Origin of the sequence: Marmoricola sp. URHB0036 (assembly GCF_000426045.1) — a bacterium.
In the GTDB taxonomy this organism is placed as follows: domain Bacteria; phylum Actinomycetota; class Actinomycetes; order Propionibacteriales; family Nocardioidaceae; genus Marmoricola.
Window position 1 is genome coordinate 281,817 of the sequence record NZ_AUEP01000005.1, and the last position, 23,172, is coordinate 304,988.

The following is a 23,172-nucleotide window of genomic DNA, read 5'->3' on the forward strand; positions in this document are numbered from 1 at the left end:
GCGCTCCTACCAGAAGATGATGTTGAGGACGATGACCATGACGCCGGCGACCGCTGCCAGCTTGTTCGGGTTCTGCCACCAGGCCAGGGTGCCCTCGTTGGCGTCGTGGAAGTCGCTGCGTGGCGTCTCCGACCAGACCAGGCCGCGCAGCTCGGACACCGGTTTGGGTCGGGTCACCATCGTCACCGCGACACTGACCACGATGTCCACGATGAAGGCCGCGCCCGCTGCCGCGAACGCCGCGCCCTGGCTCTTCAGCGGGAGTACGCCGGTCGAGAGACTGCCGAGCGCGTCCTTGCTGAGGATGCCGACCAGCACGGCGGCGGCCGTGCCGCTGACCAGGCCCGTCCAGCCGGCCGTCGGGGTCATCTTCTTCCAGAACATGCCGAGGATGAAGGTGGCGAACAGTGGTGCGTTGAAGAAGCCGAACAGGGTCTGCAGGTAGGTCATGATGTTCTGGTAGTTGCGGGCGAACAACGCCGTACCGATCGCGATGACCGTGGCCGCGACGGTGGCGACCCGGCCGATCCGCAGGTAGTAGTCGTCGCTGCGGCCCTTCACGACGTAGGTCTCCCAGAGGTCGTAGGAGAACACCGTGTTGAAGGCGGAGATGTTGGCCGCCATACCGGCCATGAACGACGCCAGCAGACCTGCGATCGCGACGCCCAGCATGCCGTTGGGCAGCAGGTCGTTGATCAGGTAGAGCAACGAGTTGTTGTAGTCGAACTTGGGGTCGCCGCTCGCCTTGGCCTTGGCGACCTCGGAGACGAGCACAGCGGCGATCATGCCCGGCACGATGACCATGAACGGCACGAACATCTTCGGGAAGGAGCCGATGATCGGCGAGCGCTGGGCGGCCGACATCGAGCTCGACGCCATCGCCCGCTGCACCTCGACGAAGTTGGTCGTCCAGTAGCCGAAGGACAGCACGAAGCCGAGCCCGAAGATGATGCCGACGACCGACCAGAAGGGGTCGGCGATGCCGGTCAGGTTGGTCCCCGGCCACGAGTTGAGCTGGGCGGCGCCGTCGCCGGCAGCCGTGATCTTGTCCTTGAGCCCGCCGTAGCCGCCGACCCGGTGCAGCCCCACGATGGTGAGCGGGACCAGCGCGGCGACGATCACGAAGAACTGCAGCACCTCGTTGTAGATCGCCGCCGACAGCCCGCCGAGGGTGATGTAGGAGAGCACGATGGCGGCGGCCACGAGCAGCGAGACGTAGAGGTTCCAGCCGAGCAGCAGGTTGACGATCTTGGCCAGCAGGAACAGGTTGATGCCCGCGATCAGCAGCTGTGCCAGCGCGAAGCTGAGCGCGTTGACGAGGTGGGCACCGGTGCCGAACCGCTTGCGCATGAACTCCGGGACCGAGCGGACCTTGGAGCCGTAGTAGAAGGGCATCATCACGACGCCGAGGAACAGCATGGCCGGGACGGCGCCGACCCAGAAGTAGTGCACCGTCGGGATGCCGAACTGCGCACCGTTGGCGGACATGCCCATGATCTCGACGGCGCCGAGGTTGGCCGAGATGAACGCCAGCCCGGTGACCCAGGCCGGTAGCGAGCGACCGGAGAGGAAGAAGTCAAGGCTGCTGGAGACCGAGCGCCGAGCGATGATGCCGATGCCGATGACGAAGCCGAAGTAGAGGGCAACCAACAGGTAGTCGACCCAGTTGGCGTCGAGACGTAGATCAGCTGCCAGTACCATCGAGCCTCCCGGGATCGGATCGGACCGTGAGGCACGTTACTCCTCGACGGACCCCGTACCCCACGGCTTCGCAATCGACACACCACGGATCTGGAGGACTCGTATGTCGTGGTTGGTGACCGGAGGAGCCGGCTACATCGGCGCCCACGTGGTTCGGGCCTTCGAGCAGGTCGGGCTGGATGTCGTCGTCGTCGACGACCTGTCCAGCGGGCACCGCGAGTTCGTGCACGACGAGGTCCCGTTCGTGAACGGCACCATCGTCGACACCGACCTGATGGAACGCACCATGCGCGAGCACGACGTCGAGGGCGTCGTACACCTCGCCGGCTACAAGTACGCCGGGGTCTCGGTGGAGCGGCCGCTGCACACCTACACGCAGAACGTCACCGGCACCGTGAACCTGCTGGAGGCGATGGAGCGCACCGGGGCAGACAAGATGGTGTTCTCCTCGAGTGCGGCCACCTTCGGGACGCCCGACGTCGACCTCGTCACCGAGGAGACCGAGACGCGTCCCGAGTCGCCGTACGGCGAGAGCAAGCTGATCGGCGAGTGGGTCATCCGTGACCAGGGCCGCGCCAAGGGCCTCCGGCACACCTCGCTGCGCTACTTCAACGTGGTCGGCTCCGGGGCCGACGACCTCTACGACACCAGCCCACACAACCTGTTCCCGATCGTGTTCGAGAAGCTGCTGGCCGGCGAGACCCCGCGGATCAACGGTGACGACTACGCCACGCCCGACGGAACGTGCGTGCGCGACTACGTGCACGTCGCGGACCTCGCGCTCTCGCACGTCGTGGCGGCCCAACACCTGGCGGCCGGTGACGAGCTGCAGCCGGTCTACAACCTCGGCAGCGGCACCGGCTGCTCGGTTGCCGAGATCATGTCCGCCATCCGAACGGTCACCGGGATCGACTTCACGCCGACGATCGGCCCGCGCCGGCCCGGCGACCCGGCGCGCATCGTGGCCACCGGCGAGGCCGCCGCCCGCGACCTCGACTGGAAGATGCGCCACGACCTCGAGGACATGGTCCGGTCGGCCTGGGAGGCCCGCAGCCACGCTGCGTGAGCCCCTGTCATGATCGGCTCATGACCTCCATCACCGATCTGTTCTCGCTCGACGGCAAGGTGGCGATCGTCACCGGCGCCTCCTCCGGTCTCGGCGTCGCGTTCGCGCAGGCGTTCGCGGAGGCCGGTGCCGACGTCGTGCTGGGCGCCCGCCGGGTCGACCGGCTCGCCGACACTGCGGCCCTCGTCGAGGCGGCCGGCCGACGTGCGATCGCCGTCGAGACCGATGTCGCCTCCCCCGACGCCTGTCAGCACCTCGTCGACTCCGCGATGGACACCTTCGGCCGGGTCGACGTACTCATCAACAACGCCGGGATCGGAACCGCAGCACCAGCCACTCGCGAGAAGCCGGAAGACTTCCGCCAGGTCATCGACGTCAACCTGAACGGCTGCTACTGGATGGCCCAGTCGTGCGGACGGGTGATGGAGCCCGGATCGTCGATCATCAACATCTCCTCGGTCCTCGGCATCACGACAGCGGGACTCCCGCAGGCGGCGTACGCCTCCTCCAAGGCCGGCCTGATCGGCCTGACCCGCGACCTCGCCCAGCAGTGGACCGGCCGCAAGGGCATCCGCGTCAACGCGATCGCGCCCGGGTTCTTCGAGTCCGAGATGACCGACCAGTACCCCGACGGCTACCTCGAGGCCCAGCAGGCCCGCATCCCCGCCGGCCGCAAGGGCGACCCCCGCGAGCTGGCCGCGACGGCCGTCTTCCTCGCCTCCCCCGCCGCCGGCTACATCACCGGCCAGACCCTGCCCGTCGACGGAGGCATGACCATCACCTGACCGGTCGCCGCTTCCGGACCCAGAAGGCAACCCAGGCGATCACCAGCGCGAACCAGACGACCAGCTCCGGCACACCGATACCGAACCCACCCGCGGTCGGCAGAAGCAGCAGCACGAACAAGCCGAGGACCAGCGTGGTGACGCTCATGCCCTCACGCTTCTCCGTCGTCCCGTCGGTGTTCATGCGGCCATCGTAGGCGGCGGCCGACGAGACGAGCCGCCTTGATCGACCAGTCCGTTGGCCGTGACGACAAGGTGGTCGAGCAGCGAGCGGAGCGAGCGGATAGTCGAGACCACTCGGGGCTGGTCGACCGGTCAGAGCCAACGAGAGTCGTGGTTTCCGTCGGCGTGGGGTTGCGGTGGCGTCCCGATGCCTTTGTGCGGCTTCCGGCCGCGGGGGTCCAGAACCTGTGGTTGCGGCGGTCAGGGTTCTGGCAAGTGGGTCCGTCGCGGTTTGCTTGGTGTTCGGTGGTTGAGGAGCGAGCGCCAGCGAGCGTCTCGAAACCACCCGATGGAGGGGGTCAGAAGAGTTCTCCACACCTTCGAATCTCTGGGCGAAACTGTCGGTGCCGACGTCTAGAGTTTCTGCATGGACACCACCACCACCCTCACCGCCACTGAGGTGATCGAGCGTGTCCAGGCAGCCCGCGCGCTGGCCCACCAGTGTGCAGTCGAGCAGCTCCAGATGGCGGTCCACTGGGCGCTGATCCACCCGTGCCGGGATGAGTTCCCGGCCGGCTGGGAGGACGACCACGGCATCTTCGCCACCGCATCTCGCGCGCCGTTGGCTGGTGCGGGTGCGCCGCTGGTCGATGAGTTCGCGCCGGCCTCGTTCGCGGCCGCTCTGGGCATCTCGCTGGAGGCGGCCAAGCAGCGGATGGCCGATGCCCTGGAGCTGGTCTATCGGCTTCCTCGGCTCTGGGAGTTGGTCGAGGCCGGAGTGGTCCCGGTGTGGCGAGCCCGGGCGATCTCCAGGGAGACCCACGACCTCTCGCCAGAGGCGGTCGCGTTCGCCGACCGGCTCATCTCCGCTACGCCCTCGAAGATCGGGCTGGTCGACGCCGCCCGGCTGGTCCAGGAGGCCCGGCTGTACTTCGACCCCGACCGCGCCGTGGCCGACGAAGAAGAAGAGCTCGCCCGCCGAGGCGTGTGGCTGCGGCACCGCGGCAACCCCGCCACCACCGACGTGGTGATGACCCTGGACACCCCCGACGCATTGTTGTTCGACCAGACCGTCGGCCGGATCGCCGGCGAACTGCGCGACCTCGGCGACACCGAACCGGTCGACGTCCGCCGAGCCCGGGCGGTCGGGATCCTGGCCGACCCCCAATACGCCCTCGATCTCATGTCCGGACGCGACGCAGTACCCAGCGTTGGCCGCGGTCTCGGTGCAGTGAACCTGTACGTGCACCTCGACCCGGACCAGCCCGGCGCGGTGTCGATCGAGAAGCTCGGTGCGGCCACCGACCAGCTCCTCACCGAGTGGCTCACCGGCTACGCCGCCGCCGGCGGCAAGGTCATCATCCGACCCGTCCTCGACCTCTCCTCGACCCAGGCGGTCGACCAGCACGACCCACCCAGTGCGATGCGAGAGCTCTGCACCCTGCGCGACGCCTACTGCGTCTTCCCCGGCTGCATCCGCGACTCCCGGTCGTGCGACCTCGACCACATCACCGCCTACATCCCCATGTCCGACGGCGGCCCACCCGGCCAGACCAACCCGCTGAACCTTGCGCCGTTGTGCAGGACGCATCACCGGATGAAGACCTTCACCGCCTGGGACTACAAACGTCTCGAGGACGGCACCTACATCTGGACCAGCCCGACCGGCCACCAGTACGAGGTCCCACCCATCAGCCGCCGCCCACCGCGAAGAATCTGAAGCCCCCGACACCCCGGCCAGCCCCAGCCGGGGTCACAGCCATGCCCTGAGGCGAAAACCCACCTCAACCGGCAGCCGCAACCACAGGATCTCGAGCCAAGCGACCGCACGCCGACCGAAGGCATCGGGACGCCACGGCAACCACCGCGGACGTCGACCACGTACCCCGTCAACCCGCATCCCCGACCAGACCCGAGCCGACACGGAAGCAATAGCAACAAGCCCAGGCCCAGGCGACCACGACCCGTCGAGCCCGAGGGTCAGACGAGAGCCCAGACGAGCAGCGAGAGCAGTGCCAGGGCCGGGAACAGGCCTTGGACGACGGCGGCCCGTGCCTTGGAGGAGTCGGAGGTGATCAGCACCAGGGCGGCGGCGAGCATCGAGCCGGTGGCGAAGACGATCAGGGCGATGGACGCGGGGCGGTTGCTGCCGACCAGGGCGATGCCGACGATGGTGCCGATGGCGAGGAACAGGTTGTAGAAGCCCTGGTTGTAGGCCAGCGGCCGGGTGAGGGCGGCGGCTTCCTCCGTCGTACCGAACACGCGCCGCGTGGCCGGCTCGGTCCAGCGCAGCGACTCCAGCACGAAGATGTAGACGTGCACGAGAGCTGCGAGGGCGGCGAACACGCAAGCGGCGACGAGCACGCGCTCAGGCTACTCAGTTTCGACCATCCGTTTGCGACACTGGGCGCATGAGTCAGTCCCAGAGCTTCCGCATCCCCACGTCGGCGCTCACCCTCGAGTTCCCGCTGTCCCTCGGCGTCTACGAGAAGTACGAGCAGGCCCAGAAGGCCGTCGACTTCCTCTCCGACAACGAGTTCCCGGTGCAGAACTGCCTGATCGTCGGCACCGACCTCAAGCAGATCGAGCGCGTCACCGGTCGCCTCACCTACGGCAAGGTGGCGACCGGAGGACTTCTCTCCGGGATCTGGATGGGCCTGTTCGTCGGGCTGGTCGTCTCACTGTTCAGCACCGGCAGCAGCACCATCGCGATCATCCTCGGCACGATGCTCTTCGGTGCGGTCTTCGGCCTGGTCTGGGCGCTGGCGGGGTACGCCGCCACCCGCGGCCGTCGCGACTTCACCTCCGTCACCCAGGTGGTCGCCACCCGCTACGAGGTGCTGGTCGAGCACAGGTTCGCCGAGCAGGGCCGTCAGCTCCTCGCCACCATGACGTAGCACTAGGGTCCTGCCATGCGCCAACCCTCGATCACGATCATCGGTGCCGGTTTCGGTGGGCTGGGCACCGCCGTCGAGCTGAAGCGGGCGGGATACCGCGACATCACCGTGCTCGAGAAGGCCGAGGGGGTCGGTGGGGTCTGGCGTGAGAACACCTATCCCAACGCGGCCTGCGACGTGCCGTCGTCCCTCTACTCGTGGTCCTTCGCACCCAACCCCGCGTGGCCGCACCGCTACTCCCGGCAGGACGAGATCCTCGGCTACATCGAGCGGACCGCCCGGGAGTACGGCGTCCTCGACCTGGTCCGCACCGGCGTCGAGGTCACGTCGGCGACGTACGACGAGACCACTGCCGGCTGGCACCTGGAGACCTCGGCCGGCGAGCGGATCGACACCGACGTGCTGGTCACCGCGGTCGGGCAGCTGTCCCGACCGTCGATCCCGGAGCTGCCCGGGCTCGGCACGTTCCAGGGTCCGGCCTTCCACTCCGCCGAGTGGGACCACTCGGTCGACCTGCGCGGCAAGCGCGTCGCGGTCCTCGGCACCGGAGCGAGCGCCATCCAGTTCGTGCCCGGCATCCAGTCCGACGCCGCGAACATCACCGTCTTCCAGCGATCGGCGCCGTACGTCGCCCCGAAGCCCGACCGCGAGTACACCGCCACCCACGGCAAGGTCTTCGAGCGGTTCCCCCGCACCCAGGCCTTCGGTCGCGGACTTACCTGGCGGATCACCGAGCAGTTCAACAAGGCCCTGATCGACGACACCCCCCTGAAGTCGATGGTGAAGCTCGGCTGGCGAGCTCAGCTGTTCGCCCAGGTGCGCGACCCGGAGCTACGGGCGAAGCTGATCCCCGACTACGAGTTCGGCTGCAAGCGGGTGCTGTTCTCCAACGACTGGTACTCAACGCTCGCGAAGCCCAACGTCCACGTCGTGACCGAGCCGGTCGTGGAGGTGCTCCCGGAGGGAGTGCGCAGCGGTGACGGCACCGTCCACGAGGTCGACGTGATCATCTACGGCACCGGCTTTGCCGCGACCGAGTTCCTGGCCCCGATGCAGATCACCGGCTCCGACGGAGCCGACCTGCACGCCCGGTGGAAGGGTGGCGCGCGGGCCTTCCTGGGGATCTGCGTCCCGGACTTCCCGAACCTGTTCGTCGTCTACGGACCCAACACCAACCTCGGTGGCAGCTCGATCATCAACATGCTCGAGGCCGCGGCCCGAGCGATCACCACCCTGCTCCGCCACACCGAGGCCGAGGGGGCACGTTCGGTCGCCGTGCGTCCCGAGGTCGAGGAACGCTTCGACGCCGAGATCCAGGACCGCCTCAGGAACAGCGTCTGGGCGTCCTGCCACAACTGGTACCACCAGGACGGCGGGCGCATCAGCACCAACTGGCCGGGACTGGTCGCGGAGTACCAGCAGCGCTGCGCCCAGATCGACCCGGCCGACTTCGTCACCGGTTGAGCGTGAGCACGTAGGGCAGCCGGACCAGCTCCAGCACCTGCTGGGCCGTCGTACCCGCCGGCGCGTAGAGGACGAGGTCCTGTCCCCGGTCGGCTGCGTCTCGACTGGCCACGTGCAGCGCCTGGACGGCCGAGCTCGGCAGCCTGGTCACGCCCTCGAGGTCGAGTACGACGACGCGGCCGGTCTGCGCGACATCGTCGAGCGCACCACGAAGGTCGTCGAGCGCGGTGTGGTCGAGCGACCCGGTCAGGTGCAGACCGGCCGCATCAGCGGCGAAGGTGAACCCTTCGTCCAGCTCCGATCGGTGCCGACCCCCCGGTGTGCTCGTCCCGGTGAGCATCCACGCGGGCCGGGAGAGGCGGTGCCGGACGATGGCGACGGTGCCGTCGTCGCCGCCACGGACGACGAGACGGTCGACCATCCCCCGCACCATGCCGAGTCCGCGACCACGCCCATCACCGGCGTACGGCGGCACCCAGACTCCGCCGTCGGCGAAGCGGATCTCCACGTCGCCGGCAGGGAGCAGTGCGGCGTCGACGGTGAGCCACCCGGGCGCTCCCGCGGTCGGGTAGGCGTGCTCCACCACGTTGGTGACCAGCTCCTCGACGGCGTGCTGGACCACGATGTGGTCGAGCTCGCGCACCCGCATCGACTCCAACCACGTGGCCAGGGCCTCCAGCACGGTCGGCAGCGCCCGATGGTCGGCGACCAGGTCCAGGTGGAGTGGAGCGAGCGGCCCGGTCACCTGGGCCACGAGCAGCGCGATGTCGTCGGCGTACCCGCTGCGCCGGGTCATCCCCTCGAGCGCCTGCTGGCACACCCGTTCGGCGGGTCCGGGCGAGCGTGGGGGGTGCGGCCCGGACGCAGCATCGGCTGCCATCTGGCCGAGCTCCACCGTGCTCCCGGCGGGGGTCCGCCCGGGCCGTTCCAGGATGCCGTCGGTGTAGAGGACGACGAGGTCGCCGCGCTCGAGGTGGTCCACCGCCACCGTCATCTCACCGGTGGTCGCCAGTGGGGCGGCGCCGCTGTGACGGAGGTATCGCGACCGGCCGTCAGGGCGTACGACGAGCGGCGGCGGGTGCCCGGCCGTGCAGTACTCCAGCTGACCGGCCGCGGGGTCCAGCACCAAGGCGCAGATCGTCGCGGCGTTCGCGTCGGGAACCGAGGCCGCGAAGGCATCGAGTGCCACCATCACCTGGACGAGGTCCGCGCCGCTGCGGAGGCGCTCGTGCGAGACAGAGCGGAGCCGACCCATGGCCGCCGCTGCGGCCACACCGTGGCCGACCACGTCTCCGACGACCAGAGCGACCCGACCGTCTGCCAGCGCGACGGCGTCGTACCAGTCCCCGCCTGCGGAGAACTCGTCCTCTGCCAGGAGGTAGCGTCCGGCGATCTCGACCCCCGGCAGCACCGGCAGGAACTCGGGCAGCAACGCGTCCTGCATGGCGATCAGCTCGTGCAGGTGGTCCGCTGGATCCTGTCCGGCTCGGGCCACCTGTGTGACGTCGAGCCCGTGAGCCAGCACCCCGCGCACCGAACCGTCAGCCGCGAACCACGGGCTGAAGGTCAGGTCCCAGACGACCTCGAACGGCGCCTGGTCGTCGGACTGCACCTGCACCCGGTGGGCCGGTCTGGTCACCGACTGGCCGGTCGCGAGCACCGTGCCGGCCATGTCGTCCATCAGGTCCTTGGTCCTCTGGTCGACCTCTGGCGCGATCTCACGCAGTGGGCGACCGAACTCGCACCGATCTCCGAACGCCTCTCGTGCGGCCTCGTTGGCACTGGCGAGCACCATGTCGTCGCCTTCACAGGCCAGCATGATCGCCGGCGCCGTCTCATAGGCGTCGAGTGCGGCGGCGAGGTCGCCCGAGTCTCCATCGCCTTGACTCATCTGTGTCCTTCCGTGGACAGCGTGCACGTGGACGTTGGTGCCAGTACCCCGATCCGGTGCGGACACACGGACGGACCTCGGCTGTTGTGTCCGGGTGTGACGGGTGTACGTTGAAAACGCCGGGTAGTCGCGTGAAGCAGAGGCGAGGGTGCTCGGGGCCGCGCTCGCTGGAAACGACGGCGGGTGGTTCGACACTCTCGGGTTCTTTCGGGAGTCGACCAAGCCTGGTGAGGCATGAATCCCCCCTCTGCTGTTCTTTCCCGCACCCCCCACGACACCCACCGCGCCGATGAACGATACGGCCGGACCGAACGGACGCGCGAGCTCGTCGCCCGGCTCGCCTACTGCGTGGATGACGACGAGCGACATGAGCTGACCAACGAGCTGGCCGCGGTCAACATGCCGGTCGCCGACTCGGTGGTCTCCCGCTATCGCTCGCGCGGTGTCGCCACCGAGGACCTGCAACAGGTGGCCTACCTCGCGCTGACGAAGGCGGCACGCCGGTTCGACCCGGAGGCCGGACACGACTTCCTCTCCTTCTGCGTGCCGACGATCCGCGGGGAGGTACGCCGCTACTTCCGCGACAAGGGCTGGATGGTTCGTCCTCCACGCCGCATCCAGGAGCTGCAGGCGCGCCTCTCCCAGGCACAGCGCGACCTCGCGATCACGCTGGGACGGCCAGCGACCGTCGACGAGCTTTCCGAGCACCTCGACGAGCAGCCGGCCGACGTACGCGAGGCTCTCGACGGCCACGGCTGCTTCACCCCGACGTCACTGGACAAGCCGGTCGGTGAGGAGCAGGGCGCTTCGCTCGGCGAGCTCATCGGGGACGAGGACAGGGACCAGTCGGCCGCCGAAGCACGAGTCGTGCTGGCCCCCGTCGTACGACGGCTGAGTGAGCGTGATCGGCGCATCCTGGAGCTGAGGTTCTTCGAGGGACTGACCCAGCGCGAGATCGCCGAGGACCTGGGGGTCACCCAGATGCAGGTCTCCCGGCTGCTCACCCGCATCTTCCGCGACATCCGTCAGGACCTGGGCTCGGTCGGTGATCCCGGCGTCCGTGATTAAGGTGGCATCACCACGAGTCAACGGGAGGGCGCGGCCCATGGAGACCACACCGCCGTCTGCGTCGTTCTTCGCCCAGGTCAGCCAGGACCTGATGCAGATCGGTGAGGAGACACCGACCCTGCAGAACGTGGTCGAGCGCGCCGTGGAGGTGGTCCCGGCCTGCGACTGGGCGAGCGTGACCCTGCGCCGCCGGCGCAACCGCACCGAGACGGTCGCTGCCTCCTCCGACGTCGCCGTGCAGGTCGACCAGCTGCAGTACGACCTCGGCGAGGGACCGTGCCTCGAAGCAGCCGTCACCGGCCAACCCCGAGTCTCCAACCACCTCGCGACCTCGCAGGACTGGCCCCGCTGGGGGCCGCGTGCCGCCGACATCGGCGTGCACGCCATCCTCGGCATCCAGCTGTCGACCGCCGAGGAGGTGCTCGGCGCGCTGAACCTCTATTCCGGCACGCCCGGCGCCTTCGGCCACGAGGACCTGGACGTGGCCGACATCTACGCCACGCACGCCACCAACGCCCTCACCGCCGCACGCATGTCCAGCGGACTGCGCACGGCACTGCACTCCCGCCACATGATCGGGGTGGCCCAGGGCATCCTGATGCAGACCTACGAGCTGACCATGGAGCAGTCCTTCGAGCTGCTGCGCCGCTACTCCAGCCATACCAACACCAAGCTGGCCGACGTCGCGGAGTACGTCGTCACCCACGGTGCCTTGCCGGACTCCCACCCCGAACTGAGGTGATCGCACCGGGCCCATTGGGGTACTGGGAGCCCCCGTACTCACCGGAGGTTTCCCCATGCAGCTGCCCCGCGAACGCGGACCGATCAGTCGTCACGTCATCGGGTCGCTCGTCCGCACCCAGGACGAGGCCGGCCCCATCGCGATCGGAGCGGCCGAGGTCCTCGACGACGGCGACGCCCAGCTCGCGCTGTGGATCCTCTACGAGCTGCACTACCGCGGCTTCGACGAGGTCGCGGAGGACCGCGAGTGGGACCTCGGCCTGCTCCGGCTGCGCAAGACCCTCGAGCGGCGCTTCGAGCACGAACTGCGCCGGGCCGTCGGATCGGTGCCGGTGGCATCGGGCACCGGCGACGTGTCGGCCCAGCTCCTCGAGCTGATCGCTGCTGACGACAGCCCTCCGGTCGCGGCCTTCCTCCACCGCACCGCTTCGCGCGAGCACATCGTCGACTTCTTGCGCGAACGCAGCGTGCAGCAGCTCAAGGAGTCCGACCCCCAGTCGTTCGTGCTGCCACGGATCGGCGGAGCCGCCAAGGCCGCCCTGGCCGAGCTGCAGTACGACGAGTACGGCGGCGGCCGGCCCGAGCGACTGCACTCCACCCTCTTCGCAGATGCGCTGCGCGCCGCGGGTCTCGACGACAGCTACGGCGCCTACACCGACGATGTCTCGGCACTCAGCCTGGCCAATGCCAACGCGATGTCCCTGTTCGGCCTGCAGCGCCGCCTCCGAGGGGCGGCGATGGGTCACCTGGCGGCCTTCGAGGCCACCAGCTCGGTCCCGGCGCGCAAGATCGCGGCCGGGATCGAACGGGTCGGGCTGCCCGACGCCGTCGCGGCGTACTTCCACGAGCACGTCGAGGCAGATGCGGTCCACGAGCAGGTGGCGCTGCACGACATCTGCGGCCGGCTGGTCGAGGAGGACCCGACGCTCGGTGCTGACGTCCTCTTCGGGGCCGCGACCTGCCTGCACCTGGCCGCGCTGTCGGGTGCCGAGCTGCTCGAGCGCTGGTCCGGCGAGCTGGAGGTGGCCTCGTGACGGGCGAGGTCAGCGTCCGGGTCTGCCCCGGCGGCCCGTTGCTGGTGCGCGGGGCCGAGGTCGTCGTCGACGACGCTGGCGAACGCCATCCGGTGACGAGGCCGGTGGTCGCGGTGTGTGCTTGCGGCATGTCCGGGCGCAAGCCGTGGTGCGACAGCACCCACAAGGCCGTCCCGGCCCAGGCGCGATGAGCGGTACCGAGGTCGCCGCCGGCACCGAGACCGTGGACTTCGGCGGTCTGCAGATCAGCTTCGACGCCCGGGTCCTCCGTCCGCGCGACTGGACGACGGCCCAGTCCTGGTGGGCCGCCGCGCTGTTGCGGGACCTGCCCGCGGGCGACGTGCTCGAGCTGTGCTCGGGAGCCGGTCAGATCGGCCTGCTGGCGGTGGCCGACTCGGCACGCCGCCTGGTCTGCGTCGACGTCAGCCCGGTCGCGGCGTCGTACACCCTGCACAACGCCGAGGCCGCTGGGTGCATCGACCGCGTGAGCATCCGCACGGGACTGATCAGCGAGGTGTTGCCGCGCGGCGAGCAGTTCCCCCTGATCATCGCGGACCCGCCGTGGGTGCGGCGCTCCGAGACGGTGCGCTTCCCCGAGGACCCCCTGCTGGCGATCGACGGCGGCGACGGCGGGATGGACGTCGTGCACGAGTGCCTCCGGGCGATCTCCGGCCACCTGGCTCCCGGAGGAGTCGCGCTCCTCCAGCTCGGCACCCAGGAACAGGCGGAGGCGGTGGCCGCGCTGCTCGGCGGCTCCGGTCTGGTCGCCGGCGAGCTGCGGGAGTACGGCGACCGCGGCGTGCTGCTGCGGATCGACCACGCGTAGGCCAGCACGTGTGCGTGTCCTCCGAATGGGCACGGGCGAAGGCATGACCGACGCGATCCTGTTCGACATCGACGGCACGCTGGTCGACTCGACGTACCACCACGCCATCGCCTGGCAGCGCGCCTTCCACCGCCACGAGGTGCCCGTCCCCCTCTGGCGGATCCACCGCACCGTGGGCATGGGCGGAGACAAGCTCGTGGCGGAGGTGGCCGGCCACGACGTCGAGGACCGCCTCGGGGACGCCCTGCGAAAGGCCTGGCGCGAGGAGTACGTCGAGCTCAAGGCCGAGGTCGATGCCCTTCCCGGCGCCGCCGAGCTGGTCCGGCGGCTGAGATCCGACGGCTACCGGGTCGCCCTGGCGTCGTCGGGTGACCCCGAGTTCTCCCGCGAGGCCGTCGACCACCTCGGCATCGGTGACGACATCGAGCTGCTCACCACCTCCGAGGACGCCGACGAGTCCAAGCCCGAGCCGGACCTGATCGGCGTGACCCTCGAACGGCTCGGCCAGGTCGAACGAGCCGTGATGGTCGGTGACACGCCGTACGACGTGGAGTCGGCCGAACGCGCCGGGCTGCCCTGCATCGGGCTGCGCTCCGGCGGGTACAGCGACGCGGAGCTGACCAAGGCCGGCGCGGTCCTGGTGGTGGATGCCCCCGAGGACCTTTTGAACCTGGACTGGAACGACTACCTGCAGCAGCGAGGAGACGCATGACCCGCTTCGGCTACACCCTGATGACCGAGCAGTCCGGCCCCAAGGACCTCGTGGACTTCGCCGTCCGCGCCGAGGGCGTCGGCTTCGAGTTCGAGGTGATGAGCGACCACTACTTCCCCTGGTTGAGCGCGCAGGGCCATGCGCCGTACGCCTGGTCGGTGCTGGGTGCCGTCGCGCACGCCACCGAGCGCGTCGACCTGATGACCTACGTGACCTGTCCGACGCTCCGCTACCATCCGGCAGTCGTGGCGCAGAAGGCGGCCACGGTGCAGCTGCTGGCGGACGGGCGCTTCACGCTCGGTCTCGGCAGCGGCGAGAACCTCAACGAGCACGTCGTCGGGCAGGGCTGGCCGGCCCTGCAGGAGCGGCAGGCGATGCTGACCGAGGCCATCGAGATCATCCGCCGCCTGCACACCGGTGACCTCGTCGACCACCAGGGCGAGTACTACCAGGTCGACTCGGCGCGCATCTGGGACCTGCCCGAGGACCCGGTCGAGATCGCGGTCGCCGTGGCCGGCGAACGAGCGGTCGAGGAGCTGGCGCCACTGGCCGATCACTTGATCGCCGTCGAGCCGCTGCCCGACGTCGTACAGCAGTGGAACGCCACCGAGGGCGCACCGACCATCGGCAGCTCGGCGCGGGCTGTCGGCCAGATCCCGATCTGCTGGGATCCCGAGGAGAAGGTGGCCGTCGAGCGTGCCCACGACCAGTTCCGCTGGTTCGCCGGCGGCTGGTCGGTCAACGCCGACCTGCCGACCACGGCCGGATTCGCAGCTGCCACCCAGTTCGTCCGTCCCGAGGACGTCGCCGACAACATCCCCTGCGGGCCTGACCTCGACGCGATCGTCGAGGCCGTGCAGCCGTTCTGGGAGGCAGGTTTCACCGACGTCGCGCTGGTCCAGGTCGGGGGCGAATCCCAGGAGCAGTTCCTGGCCGAGGCCGCCGAGCCCCTGCTCGCCAAGCTGCGCCAGGCGTCGGGCTGACGATGGTGAGACCGGTGCAGGGTCTGGGCACCAGCCTCACGGGAGGGATTCTTTCCCGGGTCGGCCCGGCCACCGCCGGTTTGGATGGACCGGAGCCTCAAGAAGGTGACCTGCTAGCGGGTCTCCGTCCTGTGCCACCACGGTAACGCGTGCGGCAGAATTTTGGTGGAGCTGAGGGGATTCGAACCCCTGACCCCTTGCATGCCATGCCTTGCATGGCAGAGCCGCTACCAACTGCGCCACGGCGCCACTGCTGTCACAATTCGGTGGAGCTGAGGGGATTCGAACCCCTGACCCCTTGCATGCCATGCAAGTGCGCTACCAACTGCGCCACAGCCCCAGATCGGGTGTCGCCCGTGTCTGGGCAACGCCGGGAATCTTAGCGGGCGGGTCGCACCGATTGCCAATCGGGGGCAGGGTCGGGAGGGTCACCCGGCCGTCATGTTGTACGCCGAGAGCCGCAGTCGCCCTGTTCCGTGCTCGACCACCACGGCCCAACCGCAGTTGGCCATCGCCTCGAGCGTGTCGGCGCTCTCCAGCGGCCAGCCGAGGACGCCGGCCAGGGCGATGCGCAGTGCGGCACCGTGCATCACCAGCAGAGCGGTCTCCCCCGGTGCCAGGCGCTCGACCGCCTCCCTGGTGGCCGGGACGATGCGGGCAGCGACCTCGCTGACGGTCTCGGCGCCCGGAGCCTCGACGTGGGCGTGGGCATCGAAGGCCAGCGAGGCGTCCTCACCGAGTGTCTCGGCGAACTCCTCGCGGGTCAGCCCGGTGCGCGAACCCACGTCGTACTCGCGCAGGCGAGGGTCCTCCTCGGCGGTCAGCCCGGTGGCCTTCTCGAGGAAGGCAGCCGTCTCCCGGGCGCGTGCGAGGTCGCTGCTGATCAGCAGCACGGGCTCCAGCTCGGCGAGCACGGCGGCCATCGACTCGGCCTGCCGGCGCCCGGTGTCGTCGAGACTGATGTCGGCGTGGCCCTGTGCCCGACCGACGGCGTTCCAGGCCGTCTGGCCGTGCCGCACCAGCACGATGCGCCGACCGGGGGCCGTGTCGGACTCAGCGGCCACGGCCCGAGGTGACGTCGGCCGGCATCGGGATCACCGGGCAGTCGCGCCAGAGCCGTTCGAGGGCGTAGAACTCGCGCTCCTCGGTGTGCTGCACGTGGACCACGATCTCGGCGTAGTCGATCAGCACCCAGCGGCCGTCGCGCTCGCCCTCCCGGCGTACGGGCTTGGCACCGATCTCGCGGAGCTTGTCCTCGATCTCGTCGACGATCGACTTGACCTGCCGCTCGTTGCTCGCCGAGCACAGCACGAAGGCGTCGGTGATCACCAGCTGGTCGCTGACGTCGAAGGCGAGGATGTTCTCGGCCAGCTTGTCCGAGGCGGCACTCGCGGCGGCGTGCACGAGCTCGAGGGCGTGTTCGGTCGCAGTCACAGCGGAACTTCCTGTCGGGTCGGGTCCGACGGCGCGTAGAGGTCGTGCTTGGCGATGTACTGCACGACGCCGTCGGGGACGAGGTACCAGACCGGCTCGCCCTTGGCCCGGCGCTCACGGCACTCGGTCGAGGAGATGGCCAGGGCGGGGATCTCCAGGATGGTCACCCGGTCGCTGGGGATCTCCCCCAGCGTGCTCGCGGTCATCTCGTAACCGGGCCGCGTGCACCCGACGAACCGGGCCAGCCCGAAGAGCTCGTCGGCGTCGCGCCAGGTGAAGATCTCGGTCAGCGCGTCGGCGCCGGTGATGAAATAGAGGTCGGCATCGGGCATCCTCGCGCTCAGGTCGCGCAGCGTGTCGATGGTGTACGTCGGACCACCGCGGTCGATGTCGACGCGGGACACCTCGAACCGCGGGTTGGAGGCTGTCGCGATCACCGTCATCAGGTAGCGGTGCTCCGCGGGAGAGACGACCCGGTCGGACTTCTGCCACGGCTCCCCGGTCGGCACGAACACCACCTGGTCGAGGTCGAACCAGGCCTGGACCTCGCTGGCCGCCACCAGGTGGCCGTGGTGGATCGGGTCGAAGGTGCCACCCATCACGCCGACACGTCGGCGACGGGAGCTGGACGTGGCGCTCAGGAGTGCTCGCGTCCCTTGCCGAAGGCCAGGATGCCGAGGAGGACGAGGACGAGCAGCACCATGATGCCGCCGCCCACGAGGAAGGGCCCGGCCCCGGCCCCTTCTTCGGCGGCCAACGAAACCATCTGGAGGATCGGCATGGCGCAAACTCTAGCCTTTGCGTGCCTCAGTTGAAGATGAGGCCCACGCCGAGCAGCCAGGCCCAGAAGAAGAACGTCCGGCCGAGCAGTCCGGCGGTGAAGAACACGAACACGTTCATCCGCAGCGTCCCGGCGACCATCGCCATCGCGAAGAAGGGCGGGAACCCGATCGCGGCCGACACGAAGGTGAGCAGCCCGCTCATCACCGGGCGTCCCTGGATGAAGTCGCGCCAGCGCTCGTACTGCGCCTGGCGCTTGGGGGTGGCCATCTGGCGTTTCAGCCACGGGATGTCCAGGGCACCGCGGCAGATGAAGTACCAGACCAGCTTGCCGACGTTCTGGCCCAGAGAGCCGACGAAGGCGAGCGCCAGGGCCGGGTAGTGGTCGGTGCTGGCGTACACCACCGAGATGTAGGCCTCCATGTTGAAGATCGGGATGACCGCCGAGACGGCGCCGAACCCGAAGGTCAGCAGGAACAGCCTCACCGGATGTGGCCGTCCCCGGTGACGACGTACTTCGTCGAGGTCATCTCGGGGAGGCCCATGGGGCCGCGCGCGTGCAGTTTCTGGGTGGAGATGCCGATCTCCGCGCCGAAGCCGAACTCACCGCCGTCGGTGAACCGGGTGGAGGCGTTGACCAGCACAGCGGCCGAGTCCACCGCCGCGACGAAGCGCTGCGCGTGCGGCTGGGAGTCGGTGACGATCGCGTCGGAGTGCGCCGAGGAGTAGCGGCGGATGTGCTCGATCGCCGCGTCGAGGGTGGGTACGACGGCCGCGGACATCTCGAGCGCGAGGTACTCCGTGGCCCAGTCCTCCTCGGTGGCCGGCTCGACACCGTCGTGGGCGGCGAAGCACTCGTCCCCGTGGACCCGCACACCGGCTGCCTGCAGTGCCCGCACGATCCGCGGGACGAACTCCTCGGCGACGTCCTGGTGGACCAGCAGCGACTCGGCGGCGTTGCACACCGAGGTGCGCTGGGTCTTCGCGTTGAGCACGATGCGCTCGGCCATGTCGAGGTCGGCGGCGGAGTCGACGTACACGTGGCAGTTGCCGACGCCGGTCTCGATCACCGGGACCGTCGACTCCTCGACGACCGAGCGGATCAGCCCGGCCCCGCCGCGCGGGATCAGCACGTCGACCAGGCCACGGGCGCGCATCAGCTCCTTGACCGAGTCGTGGCTGTCCCCCGGCACCAGCTGGACGACGTCCTCGGGAAGACCGGCCGCTGCGGCCGCTGACCGGAGGATCGCGACGATCGCCTCGTTGGACCGGCGGGCGCTGGAGGAGCCGCGGAGCAGCACCGCGTTGCCGCTCTTCAGGCAGATGCCCGCCGCGTCGGCGGTGACGTTGGGCCTCGCCTCGTAGATGATGCCGACGACACCGAACGGCACCCGGACCTGACGCAGCTGGAGGCCGTTGGCCAGCGTCGAGCCGCGGACGACCTCGCCAACGGGGTCGGGCAGGCCGGCGACGTCGCGCAGGCCGTGGGCCATGCCGTCGATGCGGGAGGTGTCGAGGCGGAGCCGGTCGACCAGGTGTGCCGGTGTCCCGCGCTCCTCGGCGGCCCGCACGTCGGCGGCGTTGGCGCTCAGGACCTCGTCGGCCTCCGACTCGAGGGCGTCGGCCATCGCGAGCAGGGCGGTGTCCTTGGTGGCCCGGGTGGCCAGTGCCAGTTCCGTGGCCGCCGTACGCGCACGGACGGCCACGGCGCCAAACGCGGACTCGGACATGGCGTCAGCGTAACGAGCAGCAGCCGCTGCGCGCTTGCGGCCTCAGGCGCGTTGGCCGACCGAGGTCCGGCTCTCGCGGACGGTCTTCTCCAGGACCTCGAGGCCGACGACCTCCCACGGAGGCAGGCTGGCCGACTCGCGGTGCTCGTTCCACACCCGCATCGCCAGGGAGGCGACGTCGAGCATGTTCTCGCCCTCGTCCCAGAACTGGATCTCCGCGGAGTCTCCCGTGGAGGAGACGGAGTCCAGGAACTGGTGCTGCTCGCTGAGCCGCTGCATGGCAGCACGGACGATCAGTGGTTCGACTGGATCGCCCGCGAGGGTCAGCGTCACGTGCCAGTGACGCGTGAGAGTGTTCAAGCGCTCCCCCTTGGAGATCCGGGCACGGCACCCGGTGCGGTCAGTCTGTCCGATTTAACTCGCGGATCGCACCGAATCAAGCAAATTCTTGGGTGTACGAGTGTGCTCAGAACACGACCAGGTCGTCGCGGTGCACGACCTCTCGCTCGTACGCCGCCCCCAGCTCGCGCGCCAGCTCGCGGGTGGAACGACCGAGCAACCCGGGGAGCTCCTCGGAGTCGTAGTTGACCAGGCCGCGCGCCACCACTCCGCCGGCCTCGTCGACCAGGTCGACCGGGTCACCGGCCGCGAACGTGCCGACGACATCGGTGACTCCCGCCGGCAGCAGCGAGGCCCGTCGCTCGGCCACCGCCCGCACGGCGCCGGCGTCCAGGACGATGCGGCCCTTGGGCTCGGTGGCGTGCGCCAGCCAGAGCAGGCGCGTCGGCCGGCGGCGCCCGGTCGGGTGGAACAACGTGCCGGTGTCGGCGCCGGCGAGGGCCGCCTGGGCGTGCGCCATGCTCGTGAGGACCACGGGGATGCCGGCGCCGGTGGCGATCCGAGCCGCTTCCAGCTTGGTCTGCATGCCTCCCGTGCCGAGGCCCTCCCCCGAGGCACGACCGAGGTGGATGCCCTCGAGGTCCTCGCCGTTGGTGACCTCGGGGATGAGCCGGCTCGTCGCGACGCTGGGCGGTGCGTCGTACAGCCCGTCGACGTCGGAGAGCAGCACCAGCAGGTCGGCGTGCACGAGGTGGGCCACCAGTGCCGCGAGGCGGTCGTTGTCGCCGAACCGGATCTCGGAGGTCGCGACCGTGTCGTTCTCGTTGACGATCGGGACCACGCCGAGCTCGAGCAGCTTGGCGAAGGTGCGCTGCGCATTGCGGTAGTGGCTGCGCCGGGTCACGTCGTCGACGGTCAGGAGCACCTGCCCGGTGACCTGGTCGTGGCGAGCGAACTCCTCGCTGTAGCGGTGCACCAGCAGCACCTGGCCCACCGAGGCCGCGGCCTGCTGCCGGGCGAGGTCGCGCGGACGCCGCTTGAAGGCCAGCGGGGACAAGCCGGCCGCGATGGCACCGGAGGAGACGAGGACGAGGTCGGCCCCCCTGCGGCGTACGCCGGCCAGGCTGTCGACCAGCAGGCGCACCCGATCGGGATCGATCCCCCCGGCCGCTGTCGTCAGGGACGACGACCCGACCTTGACCACGACGCGCTGCGCGCCGGAGACCGACGCGCGCGTCATTCCAGCTCTTCCTCGGGCTCGTCCTCGAAGTCGATGTGGCTCAGCCCGTGCTCCTCGTCGTAGCGACGGGCCACGTCGGCGCGGGTCTCCCCCTCCGCCCGGTCCGACATCGCGGCGTCGATCGCCCGGCGGCGATGGGCCGCGGTCCGCGACTGGTTGAACCGCTGGTCCTCGCCGCGGCGGCCGAGCATCTGCGCCCCCGCGTCGATGCCGGGCTTGAAGTCGAACACCACGGCGTTGTCCGGGTCGCCGATCAGCACCGGGTCACCCTCGACCGCACCGAGCTCGACCAGCCGGGTCTCCACCCCGAGTCGGTTGAGCCGGTCGGAGAGGAAGCCGACGGCCTCCTCGTTGCTGAAGTCGGTCTGCCGGATCCAGCGCTCGGGCTTCTCGCCCCGCACCCGCCAGCCCTCCCCCGTCTCGGTGATGGTGAACTCGGTGCCGCCCCGCGAGGACGTCGGCCGGAGCACGATCCTGGTCGGCTCCGCGCGTGGTGCCTCTGCCCGCCGCGCGGCGACGACAGCGGCCATCGCGAACATCAGCTCCCGCAGCCCTTCGTGGCTGGAGGCGCTGACCGGGAAGACCGGCCAGCCGCGCTTGCCGATGTCCTCGGCGACGATGTCGGCCATGTCACGGCCGTCGGGGACGTCGATCTTGTTCAGGGCGACCAGATGGGGCCGGTCCTCGAGCCCGCCGTACTTCTGCAGCTCCTGCTCGATCACCTCGAGGTCACCGACCGGGTCGCGCCCGGGCTCCATGGTGGCGAGGTCGATGACGTGCACGATCGCGGCGCAGCGCTCGATGTGGCGCAGGAAGTCGTGGCCGAGGCCGCGCCCCTCGCTGGCACCCTCGATCAGTCCGGGGACGTCGGCGACGGTGAACGTGGTGTCGCCGGCCTTGACCACACCCAGGTTGGGCACCAGCGTCGTGAAGGGGTAGTCGGCGATCTTCGGCCGGGCCCGGGAGAGGGCAGCGATCAGGCTGGACTTGCCCGCACTGGGGAAGCCGACCAGTCCGATGTCTGCCACGACCTTGAGCTCGAGGTTGACGACCAGGTCGTCCCCGGGCTCGCCCAGGAGCGCGAAGCCGGGAGCCTTGCGCTTGGTCGAGGCGAGGGCAGCGTTGCCGAGACCTCCGCGACCACCCTGGGCGACCACCATCTCGGTGCCCGGCCCGACCAGGTCCGCGAGCACGGTGCCGTTCTCGTCGGTGACGACGGTGCCGTCGGGGACTGGCAGGACCACGTCGTGCCCGTGAGTGCCGTTCTTGTGGTCCCCCGCACCGTGGCCGCCGTGCTCACCCTGGCGCCTGGGGTTGTGGTGGTAGTCGATGAGCGTCGTCACGTCGGGGTCGACGCGCAGGATGACCGACCCGCCCGGGCCACCGTTGCCGCCGTCGGGGCCGCCGAGCGGCTTGAACTTCTCGCGGTGCACGGACGCCACGCCGTTGCCGCCCCGCCCCGCGACGACGTGCAACGTCACCCGGTCGACGAACGTCGGGACGGCCATGTGAGTTCCTTCTTTCAGAACACGAAGGGCGCCCCTGATGCTCTCAGGAACGCCCTCGGTTGGTGGTGCTAGGAAACCGGTGAGAAGTTCACTCCCCCGCCGGGACGATGTTGACGACGCGGCGGCCGCGCTTGGTGCCGAACTCGACGTTGCCGGCGACGAGTGCGAACAAGGTGTCGTCACCGCCGCGACCGACGCCGCTGCCGGGGTGGAAGTGGGTGCCGCGCTGGCGGACGATGATCTCGCCGGCGTTGACGAGCTGACCGCCGTAGCGCTTCACGCCGAGGCGCTGGGCGTTGGAGTCGCGACCGTTCTTGGTCGACGCTGCTCCCTTTTTGTGAGCCATGAGCTGTCCTTGAGGTGATGGCTGACTGACGTCAGACGGTGATGTCGGTGACCTTGACCTGGGTGTACTTCTGGCGGTGACCCTGGCGCTTCTTGTAGCCGGTCTTGTTCTTGTACTTCTGGATGACGATCTTGGGGCCCTTGGTGGCGGCGAGCACCTCGACCGTGACGCCGGCCTTGTCCAGGCCGGACGCAGTGACCTTGTCACCGTCGACGACCATGACCACCGGGAGGGTCAGCGACTCGCCGACACCGGTCTCGACCTTGTCGATCTCGATGACGTCGCCCACGGCAACCTTCTGCTGCTTGCTGCCAGCGCGCACGACTGCGTACACGGCGGGTTCACTCTCCTTGGGTTGGCGAATGCCTGGGGAAAAAGACGATGGGCGCGCGTCAGCACACCGAGGATCAACTTTACTGGTTGGCCGGTGGCAGGGTCAAAACGAGCCGGCCTGGGGCCTGGAGT

The 23,172-nt window shown here is 69.5% G+C and carries 27 protein-coding genes and 1 tRNA gene; 12 read left to right on the forward strand and 16 right to left on the reverse strand.

From position 1 onward, the window contains the following. Nucleotides 1-6 precede the first annotated feature (6 nt). Nucleotides 7-1,695: a sodium:solute symporter family protein gene (locus tag H976_RS0106315; protein WP_369759002.1), complete on the reverse strand. Its 1,689-nt coding sequence runs from the start codon at nt 1,693-1,695 to the stop codon at nt 7-9. 109 nt (nt 1,696-1,804) lie between these two features. Here H976_RS0106315 and galE point away from each other — a divergent pair, with 109 nt between their 5' ends. Then, a complete protein-coding gene (galE, locus tag H976_RS0106320) occupies nt 1,805-2,767 on the forward strand; it encodes a UDP-glucose 4-epimerase GalE (RefSeq protein WP_027860861.1) in 963 nt (320 codons plus the stop codon). 20 nt (nt 2,768-2,787) lie between these two features. After that, entirely contained in the window at nt 2,788-3,552 is a 765-nt protein-coding gene (locus H976_RS0106325; protein WP_027860862.1) for an SDR family NAD(P)-dependent oxidoreductase, read from the forward strand. Here H976_RS0106325 and H976_RS0106330 read toward each other — a convergent pair. Beyond that, nucleotides 3,545-3,736 (reverse strand): hypothetical protein, encoded by a 192-nt coding sequence (locus H976_RS0106330; RefSeq protein WP_027860863.1) that lies wholly within the window; start codon nt 3,734-3,736, stop codon nt 3,545-3,547. The genes H976_RS0106325 and H976_RS0106330 overlap by 8 nt on opposite strands. A 405-nt stretch (nt 3,737-4,141) precedes the next feature. Here H976_RS0106330 and H976_RS0106335 point away from each other — a divergent pair, with 405 nt between their 5' ends. Further along, on the forward strand, nt 4,142-5,434 hold the full coding sequence (locus H976_RS0106335; protein WP_027860864.1) for an HNH endonuclease signature motif containing protein: 1,293 nt from the start codon (nt 4,142-4,144) through the stop codon (nt 5,432-5,434). Between the two features lie 260 nt (nt 5,435-5,694). Here H976_RS0106335 and H976_RS0106340 read toward each other — a convergent pair whose 3' ends face one another. Continuing rightward, nucleotides 5,695-6,078, reverse strand: coding sequence for a DUF1304 domain-containing protein (locus H976_RS0106340; protein ID WP_027860865.1), 384 nt, complete (start codon nt 6,076-6,078; stop codon nt 5,695-5,697). Between the two features lie 47 nt (nt 6,079-6,125). On the opposite strand from H976_RS0106340, the gene H976_RS0106345 reads away from it, so the two are divergent. Continuing rightward, the gene (locus H976_RS0106345; protein WP_027860866.1) at nt 6,126-6,611 is read left to right on the forward strand and encodes a general stress protein; all 486 of its coding nucleotides are present in this window, start codon (nt 6,126-6,128) and stop codon (nt 6,609-6,611) included. Between the two features lie 15 nt (nt 6,612-6,626). Continuing rightward, complete coding sequence (locus tag H976_RS0106350; protein WP_027860867.1) at nt 6,627-8,075, forward strand: NAD(P)/FAD-dependent oxidoreductase; 1,449 nt, start codon at nt 6,627-6,629, stop codon at nt 8,073-8,075. Here H976_RS0106350 and H976_RS24845 read toward each other — a convergent pair. Continuing rightward, complete coding sequence (locus tag H976_RS24845; RefSeq protein WP_051276300.1) at nt 8,065-9,966, reverse strand: SpoIIE family protein phosphatase; 1,902 nt, start codon at nt 9,964-9,966, stop codon at nt 8,065-8,067. The two genes, H976_RS0106350 and H976_RS24845, sit on opposite strands and share 11 nt — an antisense overlap. A gap of 234 nt (nt 9,967-10,200) precedes the next feature. Between H976_RS24845 and H976_RS0106360 the strand changes: the two genes are divergently transcribed. Genes H976_RS0106360 through H976_RS0106390 form a run of 7 tightly spaced genes read left to right on the forward strand, consistent with a single transcriptional unit; the run spans nt 10,201 to nt 15,330 of the window. Continuing rightward, complete coding sequence (locus tag H976_RS0106360; RefSeq protein WP_027860868.1) at nt 10,201-11,034, forward strand: sigma-70 family RNA polymerase sigma factor; 834 nt, start codon at nt 10,201-10,203, stop codon at nt 11,032-11,034. Between the two features lie 37 nt (nt 11,035-11,071). Then, on the forward strand, nt 11,072-11,776 hold the full coding sequence (locus H976_RS0106365) for a GAF and ANTAR domain-containing protein (RefSeq protein ID WP_027860869.1): 705 nt from the start codon (nt 11,072-11,074) through the stop codon (nt 11,774-11,776). A gap of 55 nt (nt 11,777-11,831) precedes the next feature. Next, on the forward strand, nt 11,832-12,809 hold the full coding sequence (locus H976_RS0106370) for an iron-containing redox enzyme family protein (RefSeq protein WP_036224911.1): 978 nt from the start codon (nt 11,832-11,834) through the stop codon (nt 12,807-12,809). Continuing rightward, a complete protein-coding gene (locus H976_RS0106375) occupies nt 12,806-13,000 on the forward strand; it encodes a CDGSH iron-sulfur domain-containing protein (RefSeq protein ID WP_027860871.1) in 195 nt (64 codons plus the stop codon). The genes H976_RS0106370 and H976_RS0106375 overlap by 4 nt, the downstream gene beginning before the upstream one ends. Then, nucleotides 12,997-13,635 (forward strand): class I SAM-dependent methyltransferase, encoded by a 639-nt coding sequence (locus H976_RS0106380; RefSeq protein WP_027860872.1) that lies wholly within the window; start codon nt 12,997-12,999, stop codon nt 13,633-13,635. Before H976_RS0106375 ends, H976_RS0106380 begins: the two co-directional genes overlap by 4 nt. Before the next feature lie 43 nt (nt 13,636-13,678). Then, nucleotides 13,679-14,347, forward strand: a complete 669-nt coding sequence (locus tag H976_RS0106385) for an HAD family hydrolase (RefSeq protein ID WP_196803981.1) — start codon at nt 13,679-13,681, stop codon at nt 14,345-14,347. Then, nucleotides 14,344-15,330 (forward strand): LLM class F420-dependent oxidoreductase, encoded by a 987-nt coding sequence (locus H976_RS0106390; protein ID WP_027860874.1) that lies wholly within the window; start codon nt 14,344-14,346, stop codon nt 15,328-15,330. Before H976_RS0106385 ends, H976_RS0106390 begins: the two co-directional genes overlap by 4 nt. Before the next feature lie 267 nt (nt 15,331-15,597). Here H976_RS0106390 and H976_RS0106395 read toward each other — a convergent pair. From H976_RS0106395 to rplU, 12 genes are all read right to left on the reverse strand, one after another. Then, nucleotides 15,598-15,670 (reverse strand) — tRNA-Ala (locus tag H976_RS0106395). 88 nt (nt 15,671-15,758) lie between these two features. Further along, nucleotides 15,759-16,394: a histidine phosphatase family protein gene (locus H976_RS0106400; protein WP_027860875.1), complete on the reverse strand. Its 636-nt coding sequence runs from the start codon at nt 16,392-16,394 to the stop codon at nt 15,759-15,761. Beyond that, the gene (gene rsfS, locus H976_RS0106405; protein ID WP_027860876.1) at nt 16,384-16,764 is read right to left on the reverse strand and encodes a ribosome silencing factor; all 381 of its coding nucleotides are present in this window, start codon (nt 16,762-16,764) and stop codon (nt 16,384-16,386) included. Before rsfS ends, H976_RS0106400 begins: the two co-directional genes overlap by 11 nt. Further along, the gene (gene nadD / locus H976_RS0106410) at nt 16,761-17,363 is read right to left on the reverse strand and encodes a nicotinate-nucleotide adenylyltransferase (RefSeq protein WP_027860877.1); all 603 of its coding nucleotides are present in this window, start codon (nt 17,361-17,363) and stop codon (nt 16,761-16,763) included. The genes rsfS and nadD overlap by 4 nt, the downstream gene beginning before the upstream one ends. A gap of 38 nt (nt 17,364-17,401) precedes the next feature. Continuing rightward, complete coding sequence (locus tag H976_RS30300; RefSeq protein ID WP_196803994.1) at nt 17,402-17,545, reverse strand: hypothetical protein; 144 nt, start codon at nt 17,543-17,545, stop codon at nt 17,402-17,404. A 26-nt stretch (nt 17,546-17,571) separates the two neighbouring features. Then, a complete protein-coding gene (locus tag H976_RS24850) occupies nt 17,572-18,030 on the reverse strand; it encodes a hypothetical protein (protein ID WP_051276304.1) in 459 nt (152 codons plus the stop codon). Then, complete coding sequence (locus H976_RS0106425) at nt 18,027-19,274, reverse strand: glutamate-5-semialdehyde dehydrogenase (RefSeq protein WP_027860878.1); 1,248 nt, start codon at nt 19,272-19,274, stop codon at nt 18,027-18,029. The genes H976_RS24850 and H976_RS0106425 overlap by 4 nt, the downstream gene beginning before the upstream one ends. Nucleotides 19,275-19,316: 42 nt before the next feature. After that, complete coding sequence (locus tag H976_RS24855) at nt 19,317-19,634, reverse strand: hypothetical protein (protein ID WP_155918013.1); 318 nt, start codon at nt 19,632-19,634, stop codon at nt 19,317-19,319. A gap of 106 nt (nt 19,635-19,740) precedes the next feature. Then, nucleotides 19,741-20,853 carry a glutamate 5-kinase gene (gene proB, locus H976_RS0106435; RefSeq protein WP_027860879.1) on the reverse strand — a complete coding sequence of 371 codons (1,113 nt, stop codon included), beginning with the start codon at nt 20,851-20,853 and terminating at the stop codon, nt 19,741-19,743. After that, nucleotides 20,850-22,361, reverse strand: a complete 1,512-nt coding sequence (gene obgE / locus H976_RS0106440) for a GTPase ObgE (protein WP_027860880.1) — start codon at nt 22,359-22,361, stop codon at nt 20,850-20,852. The genes proB and obgE overlap by 4 nt, the downstream gene beginning before the upstream one ends. 88 nt (nt 22,362-22,449) lie before the next feature. Continuing rightward, nucleotides 22,450-22,707 carry a 50S ribosomal protein L27 gene (gene rpmA, locus H976_RS0106445; RefSeq protein ID WP_027860881.1) on the reverse strand — a complete coding sequence of 86 codons (258 nt, stop codon included), beginning with the start codon at nt 22,705-22,707 and terminating at the stop codon, nt 22,450-22,452. Between the two features lie 31 nt (nt 22,708-22,738). Next, nucleotides 22,739-23,041 carry a 50S ribosomal protein L21 gene (gene rplU, locus H976_RS0106450; RefSeq protein WP_027860882.1) on the reverse strand — a complete coding sequence of 101 codons (303 nt, stop codon included), beginning with the start codon at nt 23,039-23,041 and terminating at the stop codon, nt 22,739-22,741. Between the last annotated feature and the right edge of the window lie 131 nt (nt 23,042-23,172).